Annotated in this window: 23 protein-coding genes; 19 read left to right on the forward strand and 4 right to left on the reverse strand. The window is 61.9% G+C overall.

The genetic code is table 11. The annotated features are described in order from the left end of the window. Positions 1-4 precede the first annotated feature (4 nt). Genes folP through AS9A_RS22515 form a run of 5 tightly spaced genes read left to right on the forward strand, consistent with a single transcriptional unit; the run spans position 5 to position 3,019 of the window. Positions 5-883, forward strand: coding sequence for a dihydropteroate synthase (gene folP / locus AS9A_RS01535; RefSeq protein ID WP_013805124.1), 879 nt, complete (start codon positions 5-7; stop codon positions 881-883). Continuing rightward, positions 883-1,269: a dihydroneopterin aldolase gene (gene folB / locus AS9A_RS01540; RefSeq protein ID WP_041451381.1), complete on the forward strand. Its 387-nt coding sequence runs from the start codon at positions 883-885 to the stop codon at positions 1,267-1,269. Before folP ends, folB begins: the two co-directional genes overlap by 1 nt. Further along, positions 1,266-1,775, forward strand: a complete 510-nt coding sequence (folK, locus tag AS9A_RS01545; protein ID WP_041450777.1) for a 2-amino-4-hydroxy-6-hydroxymethyldihydropteridine diphosphokinase — start codon at positions 1,266-1,268, stop codon at positions 1,773-1,775. Before folB ends, folK begins: the two co-directional genes overlap by 4 nt. Further along, positions 1,772-2,272 carry a DUF3180 domain-containing protein gene (locus tag AS9A_RS01550; protein WP_013805127.1) on the forward strand — a complete coding sequence of 167 codons (501 nt, stop codon included), beginning with the start codon at positions 1,772-1,774 and terminating at the stop codon, positions 2,270-2,272. Before folK ends, AS9A_RS01550 begins: the two co-directional genes overlap by 4 nt. Before the next feature lie 60 nt (positions 2,273-2,332). Then, positions 2,333-3,019 (forward strand): DUF6779 domain-containing protein, encoded by a 687-nt coding sequence (locus AS9A_RS22515; protein WP_013805128.1) that lies wholly within the window; start codon positions 2,333-2,335, stop codon positions 3,017-3,019. 38 nt (positions 3,020-3,057) lie between these two features. Here the strand turns inward: AS9A_RS22515 and AS9A_RS01560 are convergent, their stop codons facing one another. Together AS9A_RS01560 and AS9A_RS01565 are read right to left on the reverse strand one after the other, a co-directional pair. Next, a complete protein-coding gene (locus AS9A_RS01560) occupies positions 3,058-5,052 on the reverse strand; it encodes a hypothetical protein (RefSeq protein WP_013805129.1) in 1,995 nt (664 codons plus the stop codon). Between the two features lie 24 nt (positions 5,053-5,076). After that, positions 5,077-6,300: an ATP-grasp domain-containing protein gene (locus AS9A_RS01565; RefSeq protein WP_013805130.1), complete on the reverse strand. Its 1,224-nt coding sequence runs from the start codon at positions 6,298-6,300 to the stop codon at positions 5,077-5,079. A gap of 351 nt (positions 6,301-6,651) precedes the next feature. On the opposite strand from AS9A_RS01565, the gene AS9A_RS01570 reads away from it, so the two are divergent. The 5 genes from AS9A_RS01570 to AS9A_RS22520 all read left to right on the forward strand — a co-directional run bounded on the left by AS9A_RS01570 (position 6,652) and on the right by AS9A_RS22520 (position 10,907). After that, on the forward strand, positions 6,652-7,554 hold the full coding sequence (locus AS9A_RS01570) for a Rossmann-like and DUF2520 domain-containing protein (RefSeq protein ID WP_041451383.1): 903 nt from the start codon (positions 6,652-6,654) through the stop codon (positions 7,552-7,554). Then, a complete protein-coding gene (panC, locus tag AS9A_RS01575) occupies positions 7,551-8,495 on the forward strand; it encodes a pantoate--beta-alanine ligase (RefSeq protein WP_013805132.1) in 945 nt (314 codons plus the stop codon). Before AS9A_RS01570 ends, panC begins: the two co-directional genes overlap by 4 nt. A 38-nt stretch (positions 8,496-8,533) precedes the next feature. Further along, positions 8,534-8,971: an aspartate 1-decarboxylase gene (panD, locus tag AS9A_RS01580; RefSeq protein WP_013805133.1), complete on the forward strand. Its 438-nt coding sequence runs from the start codon at positions 8,534-8,536 to the stop codon at positions 8,969-8,971. A 4-nt stretch (positions 8,972-8,975) separates the two neighbouring features. Beyond that, on the forward strand, positions 8,976-9,839 hold the full coding sequence (locus AS9A_RS01585; RefSeq protein WP_013805134.1) for a type III pantothenate kinase: 864 nt from the start codon (positions 8,976-8,978) through the stop codon (positions 9,837-9,839). Positions 9,840-10,208: 369 nt separating this feature from the next. Then, the gene (locus AS9A_RS22520; protein WP_013805136.1) at positions 10,209-10,907 is read left to right on the forward strand and encodes a rhodanese-like domain-containing protein; all 699 of its coding nucleotides are present in this window, start codon (positions 10,209-10,211) and stop codon (positions 10,905-10,907) included. Here AS9A_RS22520 and AS9A_RS01595 read toward each other — a convergent pair. Further along, positions 10,904-11,383, reverse strand: a complete 480-nt coding sequence (locus AS9A_RS01595; RefSeq protein ID WP_013805137.1) for a hypothetical protein — start codon at positions 11,381-11,383, stop codon at positions 10,904-10,906. The genes AS9A_RS22520 and AS9A_RS01595 overlap by 4 nt on opposite strands. After that, the gene (locus AS9A_RS01600; protein WP_041450778.1) at positions 11,374-11,979 is read right to left on the reverse strand and encodes an RNA polymerase sigma factor; all 606 of its coding nucleotides are present in this window, start codon (positions 11,977-11,979) and stop codon (positions 11,374-11,376) included. Before AS9A_RS01600 ends, AS9A_RS01595 begins: the two co-directional genes overlap by 10 nt. A 220-nt stretch (positions 11,980-12,199) precedes the next feature. Here AS9A_RS01600 and AS9A_RS01605 point away from each other — a divergent pair, with 220 nt between their 5' ends. From AS9A_RS01605 to AS9A_RS01645, 9 genes are all read left to right on the forward strand, one after another. Then, complete coding sequence (locus tag AS9A_RS01605) at positions 12,200-12,685, forward strand: Asp23/Gls24 family envelope stress response protein (RefSeq protein ID WP_083826419.1); 486 nt, start codon at positions 12,200-12,202, stop codon at positions 12,683-12,685. Beyond that, positions 12,682-12,957 carry an Asp23/Gls24 family envelope stress response protein gene (locus tag AS9A_RS01610; protein WP_013805140.1) on the forward strand — a complete coding sequence of 92 codons (276 nt, stop codon included), beginning with the start codon at positions 12,682-12,684 and terminating at the stop codon, positions 12,955-12,957. The genes AS9A_RS01605 and AS9A_RS01610 overlap by 4 nt, the downstream gene beginning before the upstream one ends. Before the next feature lie 78 nt (positions 12,958-13,035). After that, complete coding sequence (locus AS9A_RS01615) at positions 13,036-13,215, forward strand: hypothetical protein (protein ID WP_013805141.1); 180 nt, start codon at positions 13,036-13,038, stop codon at positions 13,213-13,215. Beyond that, on the forward strand, positions 13,208-13,651 hold the full coding sequence (locus AS9A_RS22525; protein WP_013805142.1) for an Asp23/Gls24 family envelope stress response protein: 444 nt from the start codon (positions 13,208-13,210) through the stop codon (positions 13,649-13,651). Before AS9A_RS01615 ends, AS9A_RS22525 begins: the two co-directional genes overlap by 8 nt. Then, positions 13,632-14,177: a DUF6286 domain-containing protein gene (locus tag AS9A_RS22530; protein WP_013805143.1), complete on the forward strand. Its 546-nt coding sequence runs from the start codon at positions 13,632-13,634 to the stop codon at positions 14,175-14,177. The genes AS9A_RS22525 and AS9A_RS22530 overlap by 20 nt, the downstream gene beginning before the upstream one ends. After that, positions 14,174-14,746, forward strand: coding sequence for an Asp23/Gls24 family envelope stress response protein (locus AS9A_RS01630; protein WP_013805144.1), 573 nt, complete (start codon positions 14,174-14,176; stop codon positions 14,744-14,746). Before AS9A_RS22530 ends, AS9A_RS01630 begins: the two co-directional genes overlap by 4 nt. Positions 14,747-14,834: 88 nt before the next feature. After that, a complete protein-coding gene (lysS, locus tag AS9A_RS01635) occupies positions 14,835-16,370 on the forward strand; it encodes a lysine--tRNA ligase (protein ID WP_049793824.1) in 1,536 nt (511 codons plus the stop codon). A 115-nt stretch (positions 16,371-16,485) separates the two neighbouring features. Continuing rightward, positions 16,486-16,830 carry a histone-like nucleoid-structuring protein Lsr2 gene (locus AS9A_RS01640; protein WP_013805146.1) on the forward strand — a complete coding sequence of 115 codons (345 nt, stop codon included), beginning with the start codon at positions 16,486-16,488 and terminating at the stop codon, positions 16,828-16,830. Positions 16,831-17,165: 335 nt separating this feature from the next. After that, entirely contained in the window at positions 17,166-19,721 is a 2,556-nt protein-coding gene (locus AS9A_RS01645) for an ATP-dependent Clp protease ATP-binding subunit (protein ID WP_013805148.1), read from the forward strand. Positions 19,722-19,740 lie beyond the last annotated feature (19 nt).

A 19,740-nucleotide genomic window follows, 5' to 3' on the forward strand; every position in this document is an offset into this window, starting at 1 on the left:
GGCCATGGCAGAAACCGCATCTCAGCACCCGCACCCTGGTCTTCCCGCCCCTGGACGTTGCGTCGTCATGGGAATCGTGAACGTCACCGGAGATTCGTTTTCCGATGGGGGCCAATTCCTGGACCCTGAACGTGCGATCGCGCGCGGACTCGAACTGCGTAATCTCGGCGTGGATGTTGTTGACATCGGCGGTGAGTCGACTCGCCCCGGCGCGGTACGGGTGGACCCTGCGGTGGAGGCGCGTCGTGTCATCCCCGTCATCTCCGCACTGACGTCGGCAGGAGTGGCGGTCAGCGTCGACACGATGCGTGCGACTGTCGCGGCTGAGGCGATCACGGCCGGGGCTGCCATCGTCAACGATGTATCGGGAGGGCAGGCGGATCCTGACATGGCGAAGGTCATCGCTGACGCCGGTGTGCCGTGGATCCTCATGCATTGGCGTTCGAACGGCGAATACGTCCATCGTGCCGACGCGGGCGGGCGCGACGGCTATCGCGACATTGTCAAAGAAGTCAGCGCGGAACTCCTCACCCAGGTCGACGCTGCCGTGCGCGCTGGTGTGGATCCGTCTGCTCTCGTCCTCGATCCAGGGCTGGGATTCGCGAAGACCGCTGAAGACAACTGGGCTCTGCTCCAGGCCTTACCGCATCTCGCGGGACTGGGCTTCCCGGTGCTCATCGGGGCATCGCGTAAACGGTTCCTCGGGTCGCTCCTCTCTGGCCCGGATGGTACCGAGCGCGCAGTACTGGAGCGTGATACGGCAACAGCGGCGATTTCGGCCCTCGCCGTTGCGGGCGGCGCGTGGGGTGTGCGCGTCCATGACGCGCGCTCAACCCTCGACGCTATTGCGGTAGCACACGCGTGGACCACTGGGCGCGGCTGATGGTTGCTAACGATCGGATCGAGTTGCGCGGACTGACGGTTCGCGGCCACCACGGGGTCTTCGAACACGAAAAGCGTGACGGCCAGGACTTCGTCGTCGACGTTGTGGTGTACCTCGATCTGTCCGACGCTGCCGCCTCGGACGATCTAGGCGATACTCTCGATTACGGTGCGCTTGCCGAGCAAGCAGCGGCGATCATCGCTGGTGAACCCTATGATCTTATCGAATCAGTGGCCGCGAGAATAGCGGACGGCGTGGTGGAAAACTCGCGGGTCGAGGCCGTGGAGGTCACGGTTCATAAACCCTCCGCGCCGATTCCGCTCGCGTTCAGTGATGTGGCTGTTGTGGTGCGCCGTGACGGCGGTGGAAAGGGACATCCCGCGTGAGTCGCGCCGTTCTGTCCGTCGGTTCCAACATGGGCGATCGGTTGCGGCATGTGCGCTCTGTGGCCGAGTCGCTCGGTTCGCGAATGGTGTCGCGCTCGAGCGTGTACGTGACCGCGCCCTGGGGCCACACCGACCAGGAAGATTTCTACAACGCGATCATTGTCGCGGAGGACCCGTCCTGGGACAGGTGGGCCTGGCTGGACTTCGTTCAACGCTGTGAGCGGAACGCGGAGCGGGTACGGCAGCGCCATTGGGGGCCCCGAACACTCGACGTAGATATCGTGAGTTGCTCAGATGCGGGCGAGCAGCTCACGAGCTCTGACCCGAATCTGACGTTGCCGCACCCCCGTGCGCACCAGCGAGCCTTCGTCCTGGTTCCCTGGCTTGAGGCCGAGCCGGCCGCCACGCTGCTGGGTGTGCCGCTGAGCGAGCACCTCGACGCGCTGCCCGAGGGTGAACGAGCTGGTGTTCGCCGCCTCTGCGACCAAACGGAGTGGTTCGTGTGAACGCCACCAGGGTGCGGGATCTCGCCGTCATCGGCATAGTAGCGCTCATCGCGTCGTGGCTGCTCGCAGAGGCTTTCTATGGCTCGCTGCCGCCTATCAGGCTTCTCGTGGGTGCCTCGCTTTACCCGATCGCGGTTGCCGAAGTCGCCTTCGGGTTCGCCATTCGTAACCGTATCGCCTCCCACCGCGTCGGAATGGCGCGCGGTCAACTGCACCCAATAACCATCGCGCGGGCAGTGGCGCTTGCGAAAGCATCGGCGCTGGTTGGCGCCGCCAGTGCCGGTGTATGGGCGGGCTTGCTGCTCGTCATAGCGCCGGATCGCGCGATCGTGCGAGCAGCGATGGAAGACCTGCCTGGTGTCACGGTGGGCTTCCTCGGCGCGCTCGCGCTCACGGGAGCAGCGCTATGGCTGGAACAGTGCTGTCGCACGCCAGACGACGAAGAAGACGAGGACACTCCGGGCGGAGATCCAAGCTGGGGCACGGACTTTCGCTGATCCTGCGAATCGCCGGATTGGTTCCGCGGGCAAACTGGGGCAGCGCGGTATTTTCGGCGCATGACTGTTCAGGGGCAGCCCCGCGTGCGTCGACGTCGCAGGCAAAAGTCGAATAGTGCGCTGATCGTTGCGCTGTTTCTGTTAGCGATCGTCGCCAGCATCTTTCTGGTCGCCAGCAACAGCGTCGAGACGCTCCGTATCGGGATTGTGGCGGCGCTCTGGGCCGCGTTCCTTGGTGCTTTGGCTGTCACCAAGTACCGCAAGGAAGCGGAAGCAGATCGGGCGAAGGTTCGTGATCTGCGAATGGTGTATGAGATGCAGCTGTCTCGCGAAGTGGCCGCGCGCCGCCGTCATGAACTGACCCTGGAGTCCAGAATCCGTCGTGAACTTGACGCAGAGGTCCGTTCGGACACTTCGCAGCAGCTGGCGGCCGTGCACCGTGAATTATCAGCGCTGCGTGGTCATCTCGAGTTCTCCCTCGGCCAAGAGATCCCCGGCGCTACTCGCGCATCGCTGCCCCCGGGCGCACCTCTTACGCGGGCTGAGGCGCCGACCGATGCTGTTGCTGCTTCGGAGCCTGCGGAACGCACGCCTTTCGCCAGCTCCGCCGAATCCGCAGCGGACGATGTGGTGGAGGCCGAATTCGAGACCGAGTACGAATCCGGGGCTGCCGACCGCAAGCAGCGGACCGTGGCTGAAATCATTGAAGACCTCAAGGAAGCGACGCTGCAGTCGGACTCGCGCTAAAGCTCCACGCCGGGTGCTGATTCAAGCGGGAGCAGCGGTCACGCAGACACGCGTGATGCTGCCCAGCTGGTCGCTGCCATCTCTCGAACGGCGTCGATTTCTGCTTGCGGCACTGCGACATCACCCATTGAGTCGCCAGGCTCATCGTGGAAGATATACAGCCGCGACACGAGTTCAGGGAACGGCAGTGAGGCCTCCCCAAAACGCTCGCCATGGCCTTGCGTCGAAACCTGAACCCCGTTACCCCAGTTCTGCCCGCTGTCGTTGTTCGGGTTGTAGAAGTACACCCGCATCACACCTTCCTGATCAAGCGCGACCCGGATCAGCGTGATGGCGTGCCAGCCGACGAACTGCGCGGTGCTGTCAGTGACAGCGAGGCCTGCTGGCTGAGGATGAATGATCGGCTGGTTCCGGTTGTAGAACGGGTGATAGCTGACAAAGAACTGGCGGACGAATTCGTCGTAGTTGTTGAGGGCGCCTGTAGCGATATCCACAGCGATTATGAACTCGCTGCCCACCCACCATCCGTGAAACTCGGGGTTGATCCAGCGATGCGGGTCCTCACCGCGGTCATCACATCGGCGTCCCATCTCGGCGTAGACCCGATCGAGGTGGGGGACCAGGACTGCTGACACGGGATCAGCGTCCAGCAGCGTCGGCGCGGCGAGCGCATCCGGCAGTTCAGCAGACCAGATCGGCTGGCCTTCGAAATGCATGAGAATCGTGTCGTACCGTGCGGCGTGATAGAGCAGGTAAAGCAGGTATGACGGATCGCCGTACGACCACATCGAGATCGCTCTCGCAGACTGGCATGTCGGATTGTTCCCCTGCCCGATCCCGAGCGGTTGCCCGAGGACGGAGATCGTTCCAGCCAGAAGGAAGACGCTCGCCGACAGGCTCGTGCCATAGATCGAGGTGATGGCCTTGGTCGCGTTCGGGGCGGGCTTCAGCGCAATCTGCCGCCATAGTCCGGGCGCAATCGGCGGGGCGTAGAGAATCCCTCGCTCGAGAAGATTGACCAGGCCGTACAGCGCCTGAGATGTGTCTGGATGAATCGCGTCAAGTACGAGCCGATGGGTCAGCTCGGTGTAGCAGCGGAGTGCATCTCTGCCCGTGTTGCTGAGACCGAGAGCGTCCGCGAGGAGCTCCGGGTACCCGTTTTCAAGCAACCAGCGCACAAAAGCTGCGTGGTAGTCGGAAACCAGTCCGGTATCGAGCATGGCACGGGCAAGCCCGTTAGCCTCCTGCTCGAGGCCGGGGAGGTCGATGGACTCGAGACGGGTGCGGTACAGCTCGAGCCCTGGATCATCCCTGCAGTTCTGCGTCGGCCCGAATAGCGCGCTGATCAGTCGGTCTGCGCCCAGACGTGCCTCACCGAGGCTGCCGGAGCCGTTAGCGAGGGTGACGGCGATCTGGGTCACCATCGATTTGACGTGGCCGACCTGGATTGGCCGCTGAGCGAGGATGCGCCAGATTTCGTCGATCAGGCTCGTCAGGATGTCATCGAAGCCGACATGGTCGAGCAGGAACCGAAAAAGGTTGCTAACCGCGGTATCTAGTGGTCCAAGTCGCACACGGTCGACCTCGTTCACTGCCCCGAATAGACGCTCGAGATTCAGCGCAAGCACCTGGGTCAGGAAGTTCCGCGCCCCGTCGGGCGATAAGCCAGGATGGTGCGCGCGGCCGGTCGCGACCGCGAGGAAGCGCAGTTCGCTGAGGCACTCGAGCACAATTGTCCGGGGCTTCCCGTCACGCAACGTGAGTTGCACGAGCGAGGGCCGCAGCCCCTCAGGACTGTTCCAGTCAGATCCGGCGAAAACGCCCGCCGCATCCAGTCGCGGAGACATCGCGTACAGGTGCTCGATACCACCATCCCGGGTGAGCACCCGTCCCGCGATCTCGACTACCCGCGATTGCAAATTCGACTTTGCAAATGCGCGCGCCTGCTCGAGCTGCACAACCGCATGCTCGAGTTTCTCAGTCAGCCGCCCCAAGTCCGAGTGCACGTCGGACGACTCGATTCCGGTATTCACCCGGAGTAACCGCCTCTCTGTGGATCACACATAGAAGTCGAGTTCCTCCTGCTTCTTCAGCAATTCGCGCATGGTCTCAGGGTCGTCGCCGAAGAAATACGCAAGACCCCAGTGGGTTCCGAAAGCTGTCCGCTTTGTCACCTTATTCTCCTGCGGAGCAATGAGATCGTGGTACTCGAAGTATTCGTGCTCTTCGGTCTCAGCTGGAATCTGCAACTCGCTCACAACGCGACGGCGCGGGTAGACACCGAAGCAGCCAGCGAACCCCTTCGCATCCGACACCGGACGGGGGAAGAATTGTTCGACTTCCTCCTCGGAGGAATACGGGTCGAACATGAGCACGAGTCCCTGGTAGGCGTTGAACCCGTAGGCGCGTTCCAGCAACTCGAACACTTTGAACCCAGGCGGCCGGTATGCCACCTCGCCGAAGTACATCTGGCCGTCACTGGTGACGAAGTACTCCGGGTGGATGAAGCCGAATTCGATATCGAACGTCTTGATCAGCTTCTCGATCTCTTCGGTGATCCGGGGCCGCCACTTCTCGAGCTCCGGGCTCGCAGGCACGAACACTGAATAGCCGAGGTGGACGTATTCGGAAATGTTGAGGAACGCAATCTTCCCGCGGTGAATCCACGCCTCGACCGCGAACTCCCAGCCGTTGAGGTGGCTTTCGAGCAGCGCGGGGAACTCGTCCGGTGAGATGCCCGCGACATCTTCCACCGTCGAAATGACGCGGTGGCCGAGACAGCCAGCTTTGTCGAAGGCTTTGAGATGGATTGGGTCGTTCGGGTCGCCGTCCAGCTTGAGTAGCGTCTGATTGACACGCTTCAGAAAGCGGATTACGTCATCAGTGTCGTGCGCTTCCTCGAAGATCCCGACTCGGATGCCGCCAAGCTGTGCACGTCGCTTCATCAGCGCTTTGTCGCGGAAAAGCATGGCCTGCCCATGCAAGCGGGGATTGCTGTGGAGCACTGCGTTGATGGCGCCGGCCCATTCGACCGTTTCCTCGTACAGTGGGATAGCAACGTCAACCCCCATGTCCTTCAGGGTCTGGGCGATCTCCATCGACCGATCGTTGAGGCGTTCAAAGTTCCAGCTGACAAACGGGATGTCGTTTTCATGCGCGTAGTTTTCAGCCCATTCCGGCGCAACCACGACGTACTTTCGATCGAAGCGGTCTACGGCGTCAATAGCGCTCAAGCTCCAGCCGAGCAGCGCAACGTGGCCTTTGCTGGGATCTTTCTCCATACTCTCTCCCCTCCTGAGGGTCTCGAGCGGCGAAATCTTCCCCTGGGCAGGGGTTCAATTCCTTCGGGAGGGAGGGGAACCGCCACCGTCCGTCTGTCGCGGAACGGCGCAGGGGAAGCACCTCCCTCAGGTTCCACCCTGCCATGACAGGCATCACACGCCAACTAAGCATCCGCTAGTGGCGGCACCCCCGCATCGAGGGTGACACATTTCACTGGCACTTCACCTTCAGGACCCCCGCACCGCAGGCATATCCTGTGAAGGCACGTCTGGTACCTGCTCGGCAGGACTGGAACGAATGAGAGGACGAAGGTGACCTCCGGTATTTCGGAAGAGTTCACTCGCGGCCCCATGCCTGCGCGCTTGGCGGTCGGAGTTATTTCGGCGGGTCGTGTCGGTACCGCCCTGGGGGAGGCGCTCGCTCAGGCAGGACATGTCGTCGCTTCCTGCACAGCCGTTTCCGATGCATCGGTGTCTCGAGCGGCCACTCGTCTTGCTGAGGCGCGGATCCTTCCGCCGACTGACGTCGCGGCAGTCTCCGAGCTCTTGATTCTCGCCGTCCCCGATACGGAACTCCCTGGTCTAGTGCGCGGGCTCGCCGCGTGCGGAACGGTCCGTCCAGGCACGATAGTCCTGCATACGTCGGGTGCACACGGCATTTCCATCCTGGCGCCATTGACGGAAATCGGCGCCACTCCTCTTGCGGTGCACCCCGCAATGACGTTCATCGGAACAAGTGAGGACACGGCCCGCCTGCCAAGCTCATGCTTCGGTGTCACCGCGGCCGATGAGGTCGGCTACGCGATCGCCCAGGGGCTGGTCCTCGAAATGGGCGCGGAGCCTGTGCGCGTCAGCGAAGAACATCGCGTGCTGTACCACGCTGCACTTGCACACGGCGCCAATCACCTGGTCACATTGGTCGCGGACGCAGTGGCAGGCCTGCGCAGCGCACTGCGCGGTAACGAACTCCCATGGCAGGAACCGGTCGGTGACACGCCACGTGGCCTCCCGGAACGCGTCATCGCGCCCTTGCTCTCCGCAGCGCTTGACAACGCACTTCGGCACGGACGAGGGGCACTCACGGGTCCAGTCGCACGCGACGATGCAGAAACCGTCGCCCGCCACCTCGCGGCACTCGAGAAAGTTGATGTCGAGCTCGCAACGGGGTACCGCGCGCTTGCGCGGCGTACAGCGCAAACCGCGGGCGCAGGAGAGGCAATGTTCGAGGTGCTCAATGGAGGACAGCCGGGATGACATCACTGGACACATCAGCGCGCACAGGGTTCCGGGGTGACCGTAAGCTCTACTCGCCTGGCGAACTCCGCGTGCACAGCGATCCCGCGCAGATCAGCCGGATTACTAAGGCGCTCCGCGGCGTTGGACGCCAGATAGTCCTCGTCCCGACGATGGGCGCGTTGCACGACGGGCACCTCGAACTGGTGCGGCAAGCGAAACGGACACCGAATTCCGTGGTGGTGGTGTCGATCTTCGTCAACCCGCTGCAATTCGGCGTGAACGAAGACCTCGACAAGTATCCGCGAACACTCGATGCTGACCTCGAATTGCTCCGGCCTGCCGGGGTTGAGCTCGTGTTCGCGCCGTCGGTCGGGGAAATGTACCCGGACGGTCGCAGAACGATGGTGCATCCAGGTCCCCTAGGTGAGGAGCTCGATGGCGAAAGCCGTCCGGGGCACTTCGCGGGGATGCTGACGGTCGTAGCGAAGCTCCTACTGAACACCAATCCGCACGCTGCGTTCTTCGGTGAGAAGGACTACCAGCAGCTCACATTGATCCGCCAGATGGAGCGGGACTTGGGCCTAGGCGTCAGGATCGTGGGCGTGCCCACCGTGCGCGAAGCTGACGGCCTCGCCATGAGTTCACGCAACCGGTTCCTCGATGAGCGTCAGCGGACTGCCGCGACGGTGCTCTCAGCGGCGCTGGTCGCGGGTGCGCACGCCGGTCACGATGGGCCGAGCGCGGTCCTTGCGGCCGCGCGCAAGGTGCTTTCCGAAGAGCCCCTGATAGAGCTCGATTACCTGGAACTGCGCAGTTCTGATCTCGGTGCGGTGCCGCCCGAAGGCGGACCCTCACGACTACTCATCGCTGCCCGGCTGGGGACGACCCGGCTGATCGACAACGTAGGTCTCGTCGTCTCCCCAGCAGCGCCCGCCCGCCCAGCCAGCTCAAAAGGCTGAAATCCGTCAAGGGCACCATTCACAAGGAGGACCGCCCGATGTTTCGCACCATGCTCAAGTCGAAGATCCACCGCGCGACTGTCACCCAAGCCGACCTGCACTACGTGGGGTCTGTAACGGTAGATGGCGACCTGCTCGAAGCCGCTGACCTGATCGAAGGCGAGAAGGTCACCATCGTCGACATCAACAACGGCGCGCGGCTCGAGACGTACGTGATCGAAGGTGAACGCGGGAGCGGCGTCATCGGCATCAACGGCGCTGCCGCGCACCTCGTACATCCAGGTGACCTCGTCATCCTCATCGCTTACGGCGTGATGGACAACGCCGAGGCCAAGGAGTACAAGCCGCGGATCGTTTTCGTCAACGACGAGAACAAGCAGATTGAGCTCGGTGAGGACCCAGCGCACGCACCCGCGGGTTCCGGGCTGAAGTCGCCACGGCAGCCAGTACGCCCGTTGGCCTCTAGCATCGTCTGAAACCGTGCTGCTCACAGTCGACGTCGGTAACACCAACGTTGTCCTCGGTCTTTTCGAGGGCACCGGCCAGCAGGCGCGGCTAGTTGCTGATTGGCGCGTCCGGACAGACCCCCATACCACCGCTGACGAGATGGCCTTGACCTTCAGGGGGCTGCTCGGCCCACTGGCCGCGCAGGTCACGGGCGTTTCAGCGCTGTCCACAGTGCCGGCCGTTCTGGGGCAGCTCCGAATCATGCTGGATAGGTACTGGCCGTCGGTGCCGCAGATTCTGGTCGAGCCCGGCGTCAAGACGGGTGTGCCGTTGCTCGTCGATAATCCTAAGGAAGTGGGCACGGACCGGGTCGTAAACGCGCTCGCGGCCCATAGCCTTTATCCGGGTCCGTGCATTGTCGTCGATTTCGGTACGTCGACCAGCGTCGATGTCACCTCGCCGCGCGGTGAGTTTCTTGGCGGCGCGATAGCACCAGGAATCGATATCTCTGTCGATGCACTTGCGGGCCGGGCGGCAGCACTGCGTAAAGTCGAGATCGTGCGACCGCGCTCGGTAATCGGTAAGAACACGGTCGAGTGCTTACAGTCTGGTTTCGTCTTCGGCTTCGCGGGCCAGGTAGATGGCCTAGTTCGGCGAATACTGCGCGAACTCCCGGAATTCACCGAGACGGACGTCGCTGTGATCGCCACGGGGGGTCTCGCTCCGCTGGTCATTGACGAATGCGAAACAATCAAGCATCACGAGCCTGATCTTACGATCAACGGTTTGCGGCTTGTGTTCGAGCGCAACCTAGAGTCTCCTCGGGGTTTTCGCAGGCCAGCTGGCCCCCCGAGCCATCCGCGCCCGCGGCTGTCCCGAGCGCGTTCGCCGCGCTAGGCGCGCCCCTCGCCCGTGCAACACCTCGCGTGGTGGAGTTCGGGGTACCGATCGCCGCGTGATTATGGCAGAATATTGCCTCGTGACACACGAACTCATCACCAATGCGGGCCCAATCGGGTCTGTTTCCGTGTGTCGTGCCCAGAAGTGTTGTCTGCGCTGACTTACGCGTAAATCCACTTCGTTTTTCACTTCTGGGAGAATTCCGTGCTTACGTCCACACTTCATCACCGGCGCACGACCTTGTCGCCGCGAGGCAGCCATCGAACCTCGCGGGCTCGCGTCCGTCAGGGTGCTCGATCCAGTGCTTCGCCGCGAAACCACTCGACCGCCGAGCTTTTGTCGCTGGCCGACACATATGCAGCTCGGGTGCTCGATGGGGATCTGCCGCTCGGCGCGCAGGACGCCAGTGGTCGCTGGAAACTAGCTGAGGTCGGTCAGATGACCGTGTGGCTGGTCCAGTGGACACCAGGTGCGACGACGCGGCGGGCGTCCGCAGAGGCGGTGACCGTCCTCTCAGGCGAGTTACGTGTCGAACGCTGGACTGATAAGAGTCACACCCAGCGCGCAGTGCTGGCGGGCGGGCAGGCCAGCTTTACTCAGGGCAGCAAGCATGCGATAACCGCGAGCGCCCCAGAAGGCTCACCCGTCTTCGCTGTTCACGTATTGCCAACTGAGGTCGCACCAGTACTGCTTCTCCCGAGCGAACTCGCACCACGGATTGCGGAGGGTGCGAAAGTCGTCGATATCCGTTCGCAGTCAGAGCGGAGTGCGCAGGGGCCGCTCCTGGGCGCCGTCGCAGTCGATCAGGAACTCCTCGAGCACCGGCTGGACCCTGCTGGCGCGCTCCGCCTCAGCGCAGCGGTGGACACCGATGTCGAGTGGATCATTGTCTGCGGGTCAGGAGATACTGCGCCGGCAGCTGTCACGCAGCTGCGCACTCGCGGGTTTCGGAACGCTAAGGCAATTGCGGGCGGGTTTGAGGCGCTGCGGTCCAGCGGTAGCTTGGACGCCGTCCTCGGAGGTGTTCATAACCACCGGGATGCGGCCGTAATGGCCGCCCATTAGTCGTTGGCGTCGGGGGTGACGTCTCCGAAATGGAGGGTAATCGTCGCGCGCGGGGGTGCGAGGTCACCAAGAATTTCAGTGAGCACACTGTGGGCAGCCGTACGGACCTCTTTGGCTGCCTGGCGCAGATCGGTCAGGTAAAGGGCGCTCAGTTCGATATTGAGCCCCGTGCATCTCGCCTCGTCTACGCCGACATCGATGCGCAGCGGGGCCGTGCCACCGAGCCCTTCGAGCGCGTCGCGGAGGGTGTGCCGAACAACGAGATCGGTGACGTACAACGCGCCGCGCATCGACTCCGCTCTGATTGGAATGCCGTGCCGTGTCGTTGCCCTGACCCGGGCAATCACTCGATCCGTGATTTCAAGCCACTGAGAGTCGATATCAGTGTCGCTTTCGCGAAGTTCCCGTGCAGCACGTAGCACCACGTCGTTTCCGGGGTCGTTCCCGTCCTCATATGGCAGGGTTTCTAACGCCATGGCTGCAGCCTCCTCCCGAGTGTCACTCGAGCTCTGGAGAGATTCCCCCGAACGACGTCATAGGGCATGCTGAGGGCATCTCCGATCTCTCGATACGACAGGTCCTCCACCTCGCGGAGCAGCCAGACGGAACGCTGCTGGGCAGGCAAGCTCTGGAGTGCAGCATCGAGCGCGGTGCGGAGGTCGCGATAGCGGGCCGCGCCTTCCGGGTCGGCGAGGGGGCTCGCATCGATGTCGTCGAATATTTCCTCCACCGGGGTGGGTCTTTTCTTGCGAAGTTTGTCCGCAGCTTTGTGAGCGACGATCGAAAACAACCAGGTGCGCAGGGCTGACCTCCCATGCCAGTCTGGCAGCCCCTGCCACGCAGCGACAAATGTATCTTGTACGGCTTCCTCGGCATCGCCCACGTCGCGGAGCATTCGCCGCGCATAACGGAAGAGCGCCCCACCGTGCCGACGGACGATCTCTTCGAATTCTCGCCGCGAGCCCAGGGCGGCGCGGCGGGCAAGGACGTGGTCCGGCACTGATGTGAGCGCCCCCACCTCAGATGCGCTCTGCCGCGCATCGTTGCCGCTCGGTTCCGCCAATCCCGTCATCCGCACAGTCTCTGTTCGTCGTTGAATGCTGGTGCGATCTACGATTTCTACCTCGATAACGTGCCCGGCTGCGCGCGAGTTCCGTTTCGAACCATTTCAGGTGTTATGCCGGATTCGCTAACTAGTGGCAGCTGCCACAGAACTTGCTCATGCAATTTCCGCCTGCCGCTGCGACTCACTATATGTAAGCGTTTCGCAGGAATGCACTGAAAGGTATGACATGGGCGCAACGGAGCAGTCTGCACAGGAGACCAAGACAGTAGTGCAGCGCGGAGACGGTACTTCCTTGAGCGGTGGGGGCCTTCTCGAATCGTCGCACGGCCGGACCACCATCGCGGACACAGTTGTCGCGAAGATTGCTGGTATCGCGACCCGCGAAGTCAACGGCGTGCATGGGCTGGGGGGATCGGCCTCCCGCGCGCTCGGCGTCCTTCGTGAGCGGATTCCAGGCGGGTCGACAAATCTCTCGCAGGGGATTTCCGTCGAGGTCGGTGAGCGGCAGGCCGCCATTGATGTCGACATTGTGGCGGAATATGGCGTCTCGATTCCCGAACTCGCCAAAGGTATTCGCCGGAATGTCATCGCGGCAATTGAGCAGATGACGGGTCTTGAAGTCATCGAAGTCAACGTGAGTGTGCACGACGTATACATTCCTTCCGACGATGACGAGGAAGAACCCACCAGCGCCGGATCTCGCGTGCAATGACGTCGACAGAAACACGGGTCCGCAACATCGCTGACGTCGTACTCGGAGTCAGGGGAGTCGCCGAATTACACGGCGGGAGGTTTGGGAGTCTCGGCACCTACCTCGCGGGCGAACGGATTACCGGCGTACGAATCGACGACGACGGGACCGTCGAAGTTCATGTGTCGCTGAACATCGATGCACCGATCCGGAAAACCGCGGAAAACATTAGGGCCGCCGTGGCCCAGCTTGAACACGGCCCGATCAACATCACGATCGAAGACCTCACCTGAAGTGGAGCTCCCTCTTCATGGGCAGTCAGGCGGCGAGACAGTCGGCCGTGCGTCACCTTCACATACGGGAGAAATTAGATGTCGAATGCTCAGATAGGTTTGCTGGCCGGTCTGCTCCTCGCGATCGCGGCGATTATTGGCGGACTTGGCGGCTTTTTGCTGGCCGTGGTGTTCGCTGCGGCGGCGACAGCCCTGGGCGCCCATCGAGATGGCTCGATTGACCTAGGTGCTTTGCTGCGAGGACGGATCCATGGCTGAGCAGGAGTCAGAACTGCGTGATCCGGAGGACCGCGGGCGGCTCGACCTCGATGACCGCGTCGTTGAATCGGTCGTCAGACAAGTCACCGCGTCGCTTCCGGGAGCAGTCGCTACTTCAACAAAACTCAGCAAACTGCTCGGACGGTCTTATCCACGGGTCGAAGTCCGGATGGCTGGGGGCCAGGTACGGGTTGCCGTAGAAACCGCCGTTGCCTGGCCTCGGCCCGCGGGTGAGGTTTGCCGACAGCTGAAGCGCGATGTTGTGGACCGTCTCCACGACATCACTGGACTCGCAGCGGCACGTGTCGATGTCACTGCCCACTACCTGCCTCGTGTGCACGAGGATCACCCTGGCGCCAAGTCGCTCTCGACTGCGGCGGATCGAGTCCGCGACCGTACGTTAGGAGGCGGTGCCGATGCGCAAGCAGAGCAATAAGACGCCGCGTCCGCTCGGCGCGTCAGGAAGCGTGTTTGGCGCCTTGCTTGTAGTTTTCCTGCTCGTCGGCGCCGGTGCGTTGATGGTCTGGGATTTTCTCGTGACGCGTGAGCTCGTGACGGGGACGGCCTGGATACCCTGGGCTGCGCAGCAGCTTGATGGGCTGAGTGCCGCCCCGTGGATGGTGCCGCTTGGCGTCGTTCTCGGCCTTGTGGGCATTTGGCTGCTGTGGCTGTCGGTAAAGCCGCGGCCGGCGCTGGCTGTACCGGCCGATGGCGAAACCGTTTGGGTGTCACCGAAAGTGATGGCCGCGCTTGCGAAAGCGGCTGTGCAGGATGTGCCGGGCATCGTCGGAGTAAAAACAAGCGCAACGCCGAAGCTCATCAAGGTGACCGCAGCTGTGTGGGGCGCGGCGCCAGACGACCTGGAAGCGCAACTGCGGCGCGACGTCGAACAGCGGTTGGCAGGACTTGAGCGAATCCCACCGGTGAAAGTGAACGTGCGTCGCGAAGGAGCGCCCCAATGAGTCGTGGACTGACCGCCGCTGACCGGATCGCCACCTTTGTGCTCGGGGCGCTGCTGCTCGCGACAGGCAGCGCGATCGTGGCCTGGCAACTTGGCTATCTAGACCGCTTTGTGACTAGCGGTCTTGACACCACATGGGTGCAACAGACGATCGCGTCGGAGTGGTACCCATGGGGATCGGCATCGCTGGGCTTAGTCGTGGCCCTGGCTGCCCTTTGGTGGCTGAGCGCTCATCTGAAAACACACAGGATGGGTGAACGCACACTCGACGGCAGCGACATGAGTGGGCGCTTCACGGTACAACCGGATTCGGTTGCGGCTGCTGCAGCAGCCTCGCTTACGGATTCTCCCGGAATCGTCTCGGCTAAAGGCAAGGCGGTCATTGAACGGGGCGCGCCAGTTGTGGCAATTAGCACGGTGGTCGCTCCCGGCTTCACAGTGGCTGACGCCCTTCCCGCTGCGGCCGAGCTACGCGACCACATCCGATCCGCAATGGACGCACCGGATTTGCCGGTCCGGGTGGAGCTCAACAGGGTGGCCGCCGAAGGCGATCGAGTACGGGTGAAGTGAGGCTCAGGCGGGGTGCGCGGATTTTCGATTCCGGAAACTGGCCTATGTGCAACTATCCTGGTCTGCTGTGAGTACTGCGTCTGAATCTGTGAACCCCGCGCACGAGCATGTCTCCGCGCGAGATGCCTCTTTCTCCGAAGAATTCGAGCAGTTGCGGATTCGTCGCGAAAAACGTGACCGCATCATAGAAACCGGGGGCGACGCTTACCCCGTCACCGTCCGGCGGACGCATACTCTCACCGAAATCAGGGAAAAATACACAGATCTCTCCGCGGGTGACTCAACCGGCGACATCGTCGGTGTCGCCGGTCGGGTCATGTTCATCAGAAATACTGGCAAGCTCTGCTTTGCTGTATTGCAGGAGGGCGCTGGCGCGCAGCTGCAGGTAATGCTGAGCCAGGCTGAAGTGGGTCCGGAATTACTCGCGGCATGGAAGTCCGATGTTGATCTCGGTGACTTCGTGTTCGTCCATGGTGAAGTGATTAGCTCACGGCGCGGCGAACTGAGTGTCCTTGCGGACACGTGGGAAATGGCGGCGAAAGCGCTACGCCCGTTACCCGTTGCGCACAAGGAACTGAGTGAAGAGGCGCGAATCCGGCAGCGGTATGTCGACCTCATCGTTCGTCCTGAAGCTCGCGATACCGCCCGTAAGAGGGTCGCGGTAGTTCGAGAACTCCGCAATGCGCTTGAACGCCGCGGTTTTCTCGAGGTCGAAACGCCAATGCTCCAAACGCTGCACGGTGGCGCTGCCGCACGTCCTTTTGTCACGCACTCGAATGCACTCGATATAGACCTCTACTTGAGGATCGCACCAGAGTTGTTCTTGAAGCGCTGTGTCGTCGGCGGTATCGAGAAGGTGTTTGAGATTAACCGGAACTTCCGCAACGAGGGTGCGGATTCTTCGCATTCGCCCGAGTTCGCGATGCTCGAGACGTATGAGGCTTACGGCACATATGACGACTCCGCGCGGATGACCCGCGAGATCGTTCAGGAGGTCGCAGACGCCGCATTTGGTACGCGACAACTCGTCCTGGCTGATGGTTCGCCGTATGACATCGACGGCGAGTGGCAGGTGCTGGAAATGTATCCGTCGCTGTCAGAAGCACTCGGTGAGGACGTGACACCTGACACAAATATTGAGCAGTTACGTTCATTCGCGGCGCGCACCGGACTTGAGATCCCGGAAGGCAAAGGCTACGGCCACGGAAAACTTGTCGAAGAATTATGGGAGCATCTGGTAGGGAACGATCTCGCCAGGCCTACATTCGTTCGCGACTTCCCTGTCGAGACATCACCTCTGACCAGGCAGCATCGCACGAAGTCCGGCGTAACTGAAAAATGGGATCTCTACGTGCGGGGTTTCGAGTTGGCTACCGGTTACTCGGAGCTTGTTGACCCGGTAATTCAGCGGGAGCGCTTTGTAGATCAGGCACGGCTTGCCGCCGCCGGAGATGACGAAGCGATGGCGCTCGATGAAGATTTTCTTGCTGCTATGGAGCACGGTATGCCGCCCACTACCGGAACGGGTATGGGAATCGATAGGTTGTTAATGGCGCTCACTGGGCTCGGAATCCGTGAAACTATCCTGTTCCCGATAGTTCGTCCGCTTGGAAAACGCCCGTAATTAGTTCTATGATCGGCATTGGCGGGGAAATGCGACAAGGTTGCGATTGGTAAAGCATTGCGATCCCACGCAGGACTCAAGGGCGTGTAGTGGCACGTGAGAAAGGGATTACTTCATGGCGCAGAAGGTAACTGTAACTCTGATCGACGATCTTGATCAGGATGCACCCGCAGATGAGACTGTTGAATTTGGTCTTGATGGCGTTACCTATGAGATTGATCTGTCTTCGGAGAATGCGGCTAAACTGCGCTCCGAGATGGAGGTCTGGGTTGCCCACGCGCGTCGCCTGGCGGGTCGGAAGACACGGCGAACAGCAACTGGTGGCGCACGACCGCGCGCGACACTCGATCGCGAGCAGAGCGCGGCCATCCGGGAGTGGGCTCGTAAGAACGGGTACAAGGTTTCTGCGCGCGGCCGCATCTCGGCAGAGATCACTGAGGCGTATAACAAAGCCAACTGACGGGCGGGAGCCCTGGGCACGCGCGCACTGCACACAAGCCTCCGGAACGAATCCGGAGGCTTGCTGCGTCCCGGGAAGGATGTTCTCTGTGGGCGTAGCGCATTGTGAAACGAATTGCCGTACGGCACCGTTACCTCAATACATGGTTATCGCAGGATGGACTGCGGGAGCCGAGTACTACCGTGATCGCGGTGGTGCAGCGGCGGCGTTCACATTCGCCCACTAGAGTGGGGAGTGCGCGGCTGGCACTCAACGAGCCCGGAGCGCCGGAGGGAGCGAGGCGAGAAATCTTCGCCCACCAGCTTCCGGACCGACCAGAAGTGTGAGGGAGAGCGATGTTCGAGAGGTTCACCGATCGCGCACGGCGCGTTGTTGTCCTGGCTCAAGAAGAAGCCAGGATGCTCAACCATAATTACATCGGCACGGAGCACATCCTGCTCGGCCTCATCCACGAGGGCGAGGGGGTGGCGGCCAAGTCCCTCGAATCGCTCGGCATCTCGCTCGAAGCGGTCCGCAACCAGGTCGAAGAGATCATCGGCCAGGGGCAGCAGGCGCCGTCCGGTCACATTCCATTTACGCCCCGAGCCAAGAAGGTGCTCGAGCTAAGCCTCCGCGAGGCTCTGCAGCTCGGTCACAATTACATCGGCACGGAGCACATCCTGCTTGGCCTTATCCGCGAGGGTGAAGGTGTCGCGGCTCAGGTTCTTGTCAAACTCGGCGCGGACCTCACCCGCGTACGCCAGCAGGTGATTCAGCTTCTTTCCGGATACCAGGGCAAGGAGCCCGCTGAAGCGGGAGTGGGGCGCGGTGAGGCTGGAACGCCGTCGACGTCGCTCGTGCTCGATCAGTTTGGCCGTAACCTGACTCAAGCTGCGATGGAAGGCAAGCTTGATCCCGTTATCGGCCGCCAGAAAGAGATCGAACGGGTCATGCAGGTCCTTTCGCGGCGCACCAAGAACAATCCTGTGCTCATCGGTGAGCCTGGTGTCGGTAAGACCGCTGTGGTCGAGGGTCTCGCGCAATCGATCGTCAACGGTGAAGTGCCCGAGACCCTGAAGGACAAGCAGCTGTACACGCTTGACCTGGGCTCTCTTGTCGCGGGCAGCCGCTACCGTGGTGATTTCGAGGAGCGCCTGAAGAAGGTGCTGAAGGAAATCAATACTCGCGGCGACATCATCCTTTTCATCGATGAGCTGCACACGCTCGTTGGTGCAGGCGCTGCTGAGGGTGCGATCGATGCGGCGTCGATCCTGAAGCCAAAACTGGCGCGCGGTGAACTGCAGACAATTGGTGCCACCACACTCGACGAGTACCGCAAGTACATCGAGAAGGACGCGGCGCTCGAACGTCGTTTCCAGCCGGTCCAGGTGGGTGAGCCCTCTGTCGAGCACACCATCGAAATCCTCAAGGGCCTGCGCGACCGCTATGAGGCGCACCACCGTGTCTCGATCACCGATGGCGCGCTCGTGGCTGCAGCGACCCTCGCGGATCGATACATCAACGACCGGTTCCTCCCTGACAAGGCCATCGATCTCATCGACGAGGCGGGTGCACGTATGCGCATCCGCAGGATGACGGCTCCGCCCGACCTGCGTGAGTTTGATGAGCGGATCGCGGAGGCGCGCCGTGAGAAAGAATCGGCCATAGACGCCCAGGACTTCGAGAAAGCCGCGAAGCTGCGTGACAAGGAAAAGCAGCTTGTGGCGCAGCGTGCTGAGCGGGAGAAGCAGTGGCGCTCCGGCGACCTCGATGTAGTCGCTCAGGTCGACGATGAGCAGATCGCCGAAGTGCTTTCCAACTGGACTGGCATCCCGGTCTTCAAGCTCACCGAAGAAGAGACCAGCCGCCTGCTCCGCATGGAGGACGAGCTCCACAAGCGCATCATCGGCCAGGAAGATGCTGTCAGAGCTGTCGCCAAGGCGATCAGGCGTACGCGCGCGGGCCTCAAGGATCCGCGCCGGCCCTCGGGCTCATTCATCTTCGCCGGCCCGTCGGGTGTCGGTAAGACGGAGCTCTCTAAGGCGCTCGCGAACTTCCTGTTCGGTGACGATGATGCGCTCATTCAGATCGATATGGGTGAGTTCCACGATCGCTTCACCGCCTCCAGGCTCTTCGGTGCGCCCCCCGGCTACGTCGGCTATGAAGAAGGCGGGCAGCTGACCGAGAAAGTCCGTCGCAAGCCGTTCTCCGTAGTTCTCTTCGACGAGATCGAGAAGGCCCACCAGGAGATCTACAACACGCTGTTGCAGGTCCTCGAAGACGGCCGCCTGACGGATGGCCAGGGACGAACGGTTGACTTCAAGAACACGGTGCTGATCTTCACCTCGAACCTCGGCACCGCGGACATCTCGAAGGCAGTGGGGCTGGGCTTCACCGCAGGCACCAGCGAGGCCTCGAACTACGAGCGCATGAAGCTCAAGGTCAATGACGAGCTGAAGAAACACTTCCGTCCGGAGTTCCTCAACCGCATCGATGACGTCATCGTGTTCCACCAGCTGACGCAGGAACAGATCATCGAGATGGTGGACCTGATGACCAACCGTGTCGAGACACAGCTCAAGCACAAGGACATGGCGCTCGAGCTGACCGAGCAAGCGAAGTCACTTCTCGCGAAGCGGGGCTTCGATCCGGTGCTCGGTGCCAGGCCATTGCGCCGCACCGTGCAGCGCGAAATCGAAGACCAGCTGTCAGAGAAGATCCTGTTCGGCGAAATCGAGCCAGGTCAGATCATCGTTGTCGATGTTGAGAACTGGGATGGGACTGGGGCAGGCGAGAACGCCAAGTTCACGTTCCAGGGCACCAAGAAACCAGTTCCCGTGCCCGATGCGCCAGAAGACGCGCTTGCGGGTGCTGGCGAGAGCGGGCCGTCGCCGGAGTCCGCAGCCGAGTGATGTGACACGACTTATGGCC

The sequence above is a fragment of the Hoyosella subflava DQS3-9A1 genome (assembly GCF_000214175.1).
Taxonomy (GTDB): Bacteria; Actinomycetota; Actinomycetes; order Mycobacteriales; family Mycobacteriaceae; genus Hoyosella; species Hoyosella subflava.

Bases quoted from the DNA above. Each gene is read 5' to 3' on its own strand.
- folP (WP_013805124.1), top strand. From the start codon at position 5: ATGGCAGAAACCGCATCTCAGCACCCGCACCCTGGTCTTCCCGCCCCT.
- folB (WP_041451381.1), top strand. From the start codon at position 883: ATGGTTGCTAACGATCGGATCGAGTTGCGCGGACTGACGGTTCGCGGC.
- AS9A_RS22515 (WP_013805128.1), top strand. From the start codon at position 2,333: ATGACTGTTCAGGGGCAGCCCCGCGTGCGTCGACGTCGCAGGCAAAAG.
- AS9A_RS01565 (WP_013805130.1), bottom strand. From the start codon at position 6,300: ATGGAGAAAGATCCCAGCAAAGGCCACGTTGCGCTGCTCGGCTGGAGC.
- AS9A_RS01570 (WP_041451383.1), top strand. From the start codon at position 6,652: ATGCCTGCGCGCTTGGCGGTCGGAGTTATTTCGGCGGGTCGTGTCGGT.
- panC (WP_013805132.1), top strand. From the start codon at position 7,551: ATGACATCACTGGACACATCAGCGCGCACAGGGTTCCGGGGTGACCGT.
- panD (WP_013805133.1), top strand. From the start codon at position 8,534: ATGTTTCGCACCATGCTCAAGTCGAAGATCCACCGCGCGACTGTCACC.
- AS9A_RS01595 (WP_013805137.1), bottom strand. From the start codon at position 11,383: ATGGCGTTAGAAACCCTGCCATATGAGGACGGGAACGACCCCGGAAAC.
- AS9A_RS01600 (WP_041450778.1), bottom strand. From the start codon at position 11,979: ATGACGGGATTGGCGGAACCGAGCGGCAACGATGCGCGGCAGAGCGCA.
- AS9A_RS01605 (WP_083826419.1), top strand. From the start codon at position 12,200: ATGGGCGCAACGGAGCAGTCTGCACAGGAGACCAAGACAGTAGTGCAG.
- AS9A_RS01610 (WP_013805140.1), top strand. From the start codon at position 12,682: ATGACGTCGACAGAAACACGGGTCCGCAACATCGCTGACGTCGTACTC.
- AS9A_RS01615 (WP_013805141.1), top strand. From the start codon at position 13,036: ATGTCGAATGCTCAGATAGGTTTGCTGGCCGGTCTGCTCCTCGCGATC.
- AS9A_RS22525 (WP_013805142.1), top strand. From the start codon at position 13,208: ATGGCTGAGCAGGAGTCAGAACTGCGTGATCCGGAGGACCGCGGGCGG.
- AS9A_RS22530 (WP_013805143.1), top strand. From the start codon at position 13,632: ATGCGCAAGCAGAGCAATAAGACGCCGCGTCCGCTCGGCGCGTCAGGA.
- AS9A_RS01630 (WP_013805144.1), top strand. From the start codon at position 14,174: ATGAGTCGTGGACTGACCGCCGCTGACCGGATCGCCACCTTTGTGCTC.
- AS9A_RS01640 (WP_013805146.1), top strand. From the start codon at position 16,486: ATGGCGCAGAAGGTAACTGTAACTCTGATCGACGATCTTGATCAGGAT.
- AS9A_RS01645 (WP_013805148.1), top strand. From the start codon at position 17,166: ATGTTCGAGAGGTTCACCGATCGCGCACGGCGCGTTGTTGTCCTGGCT.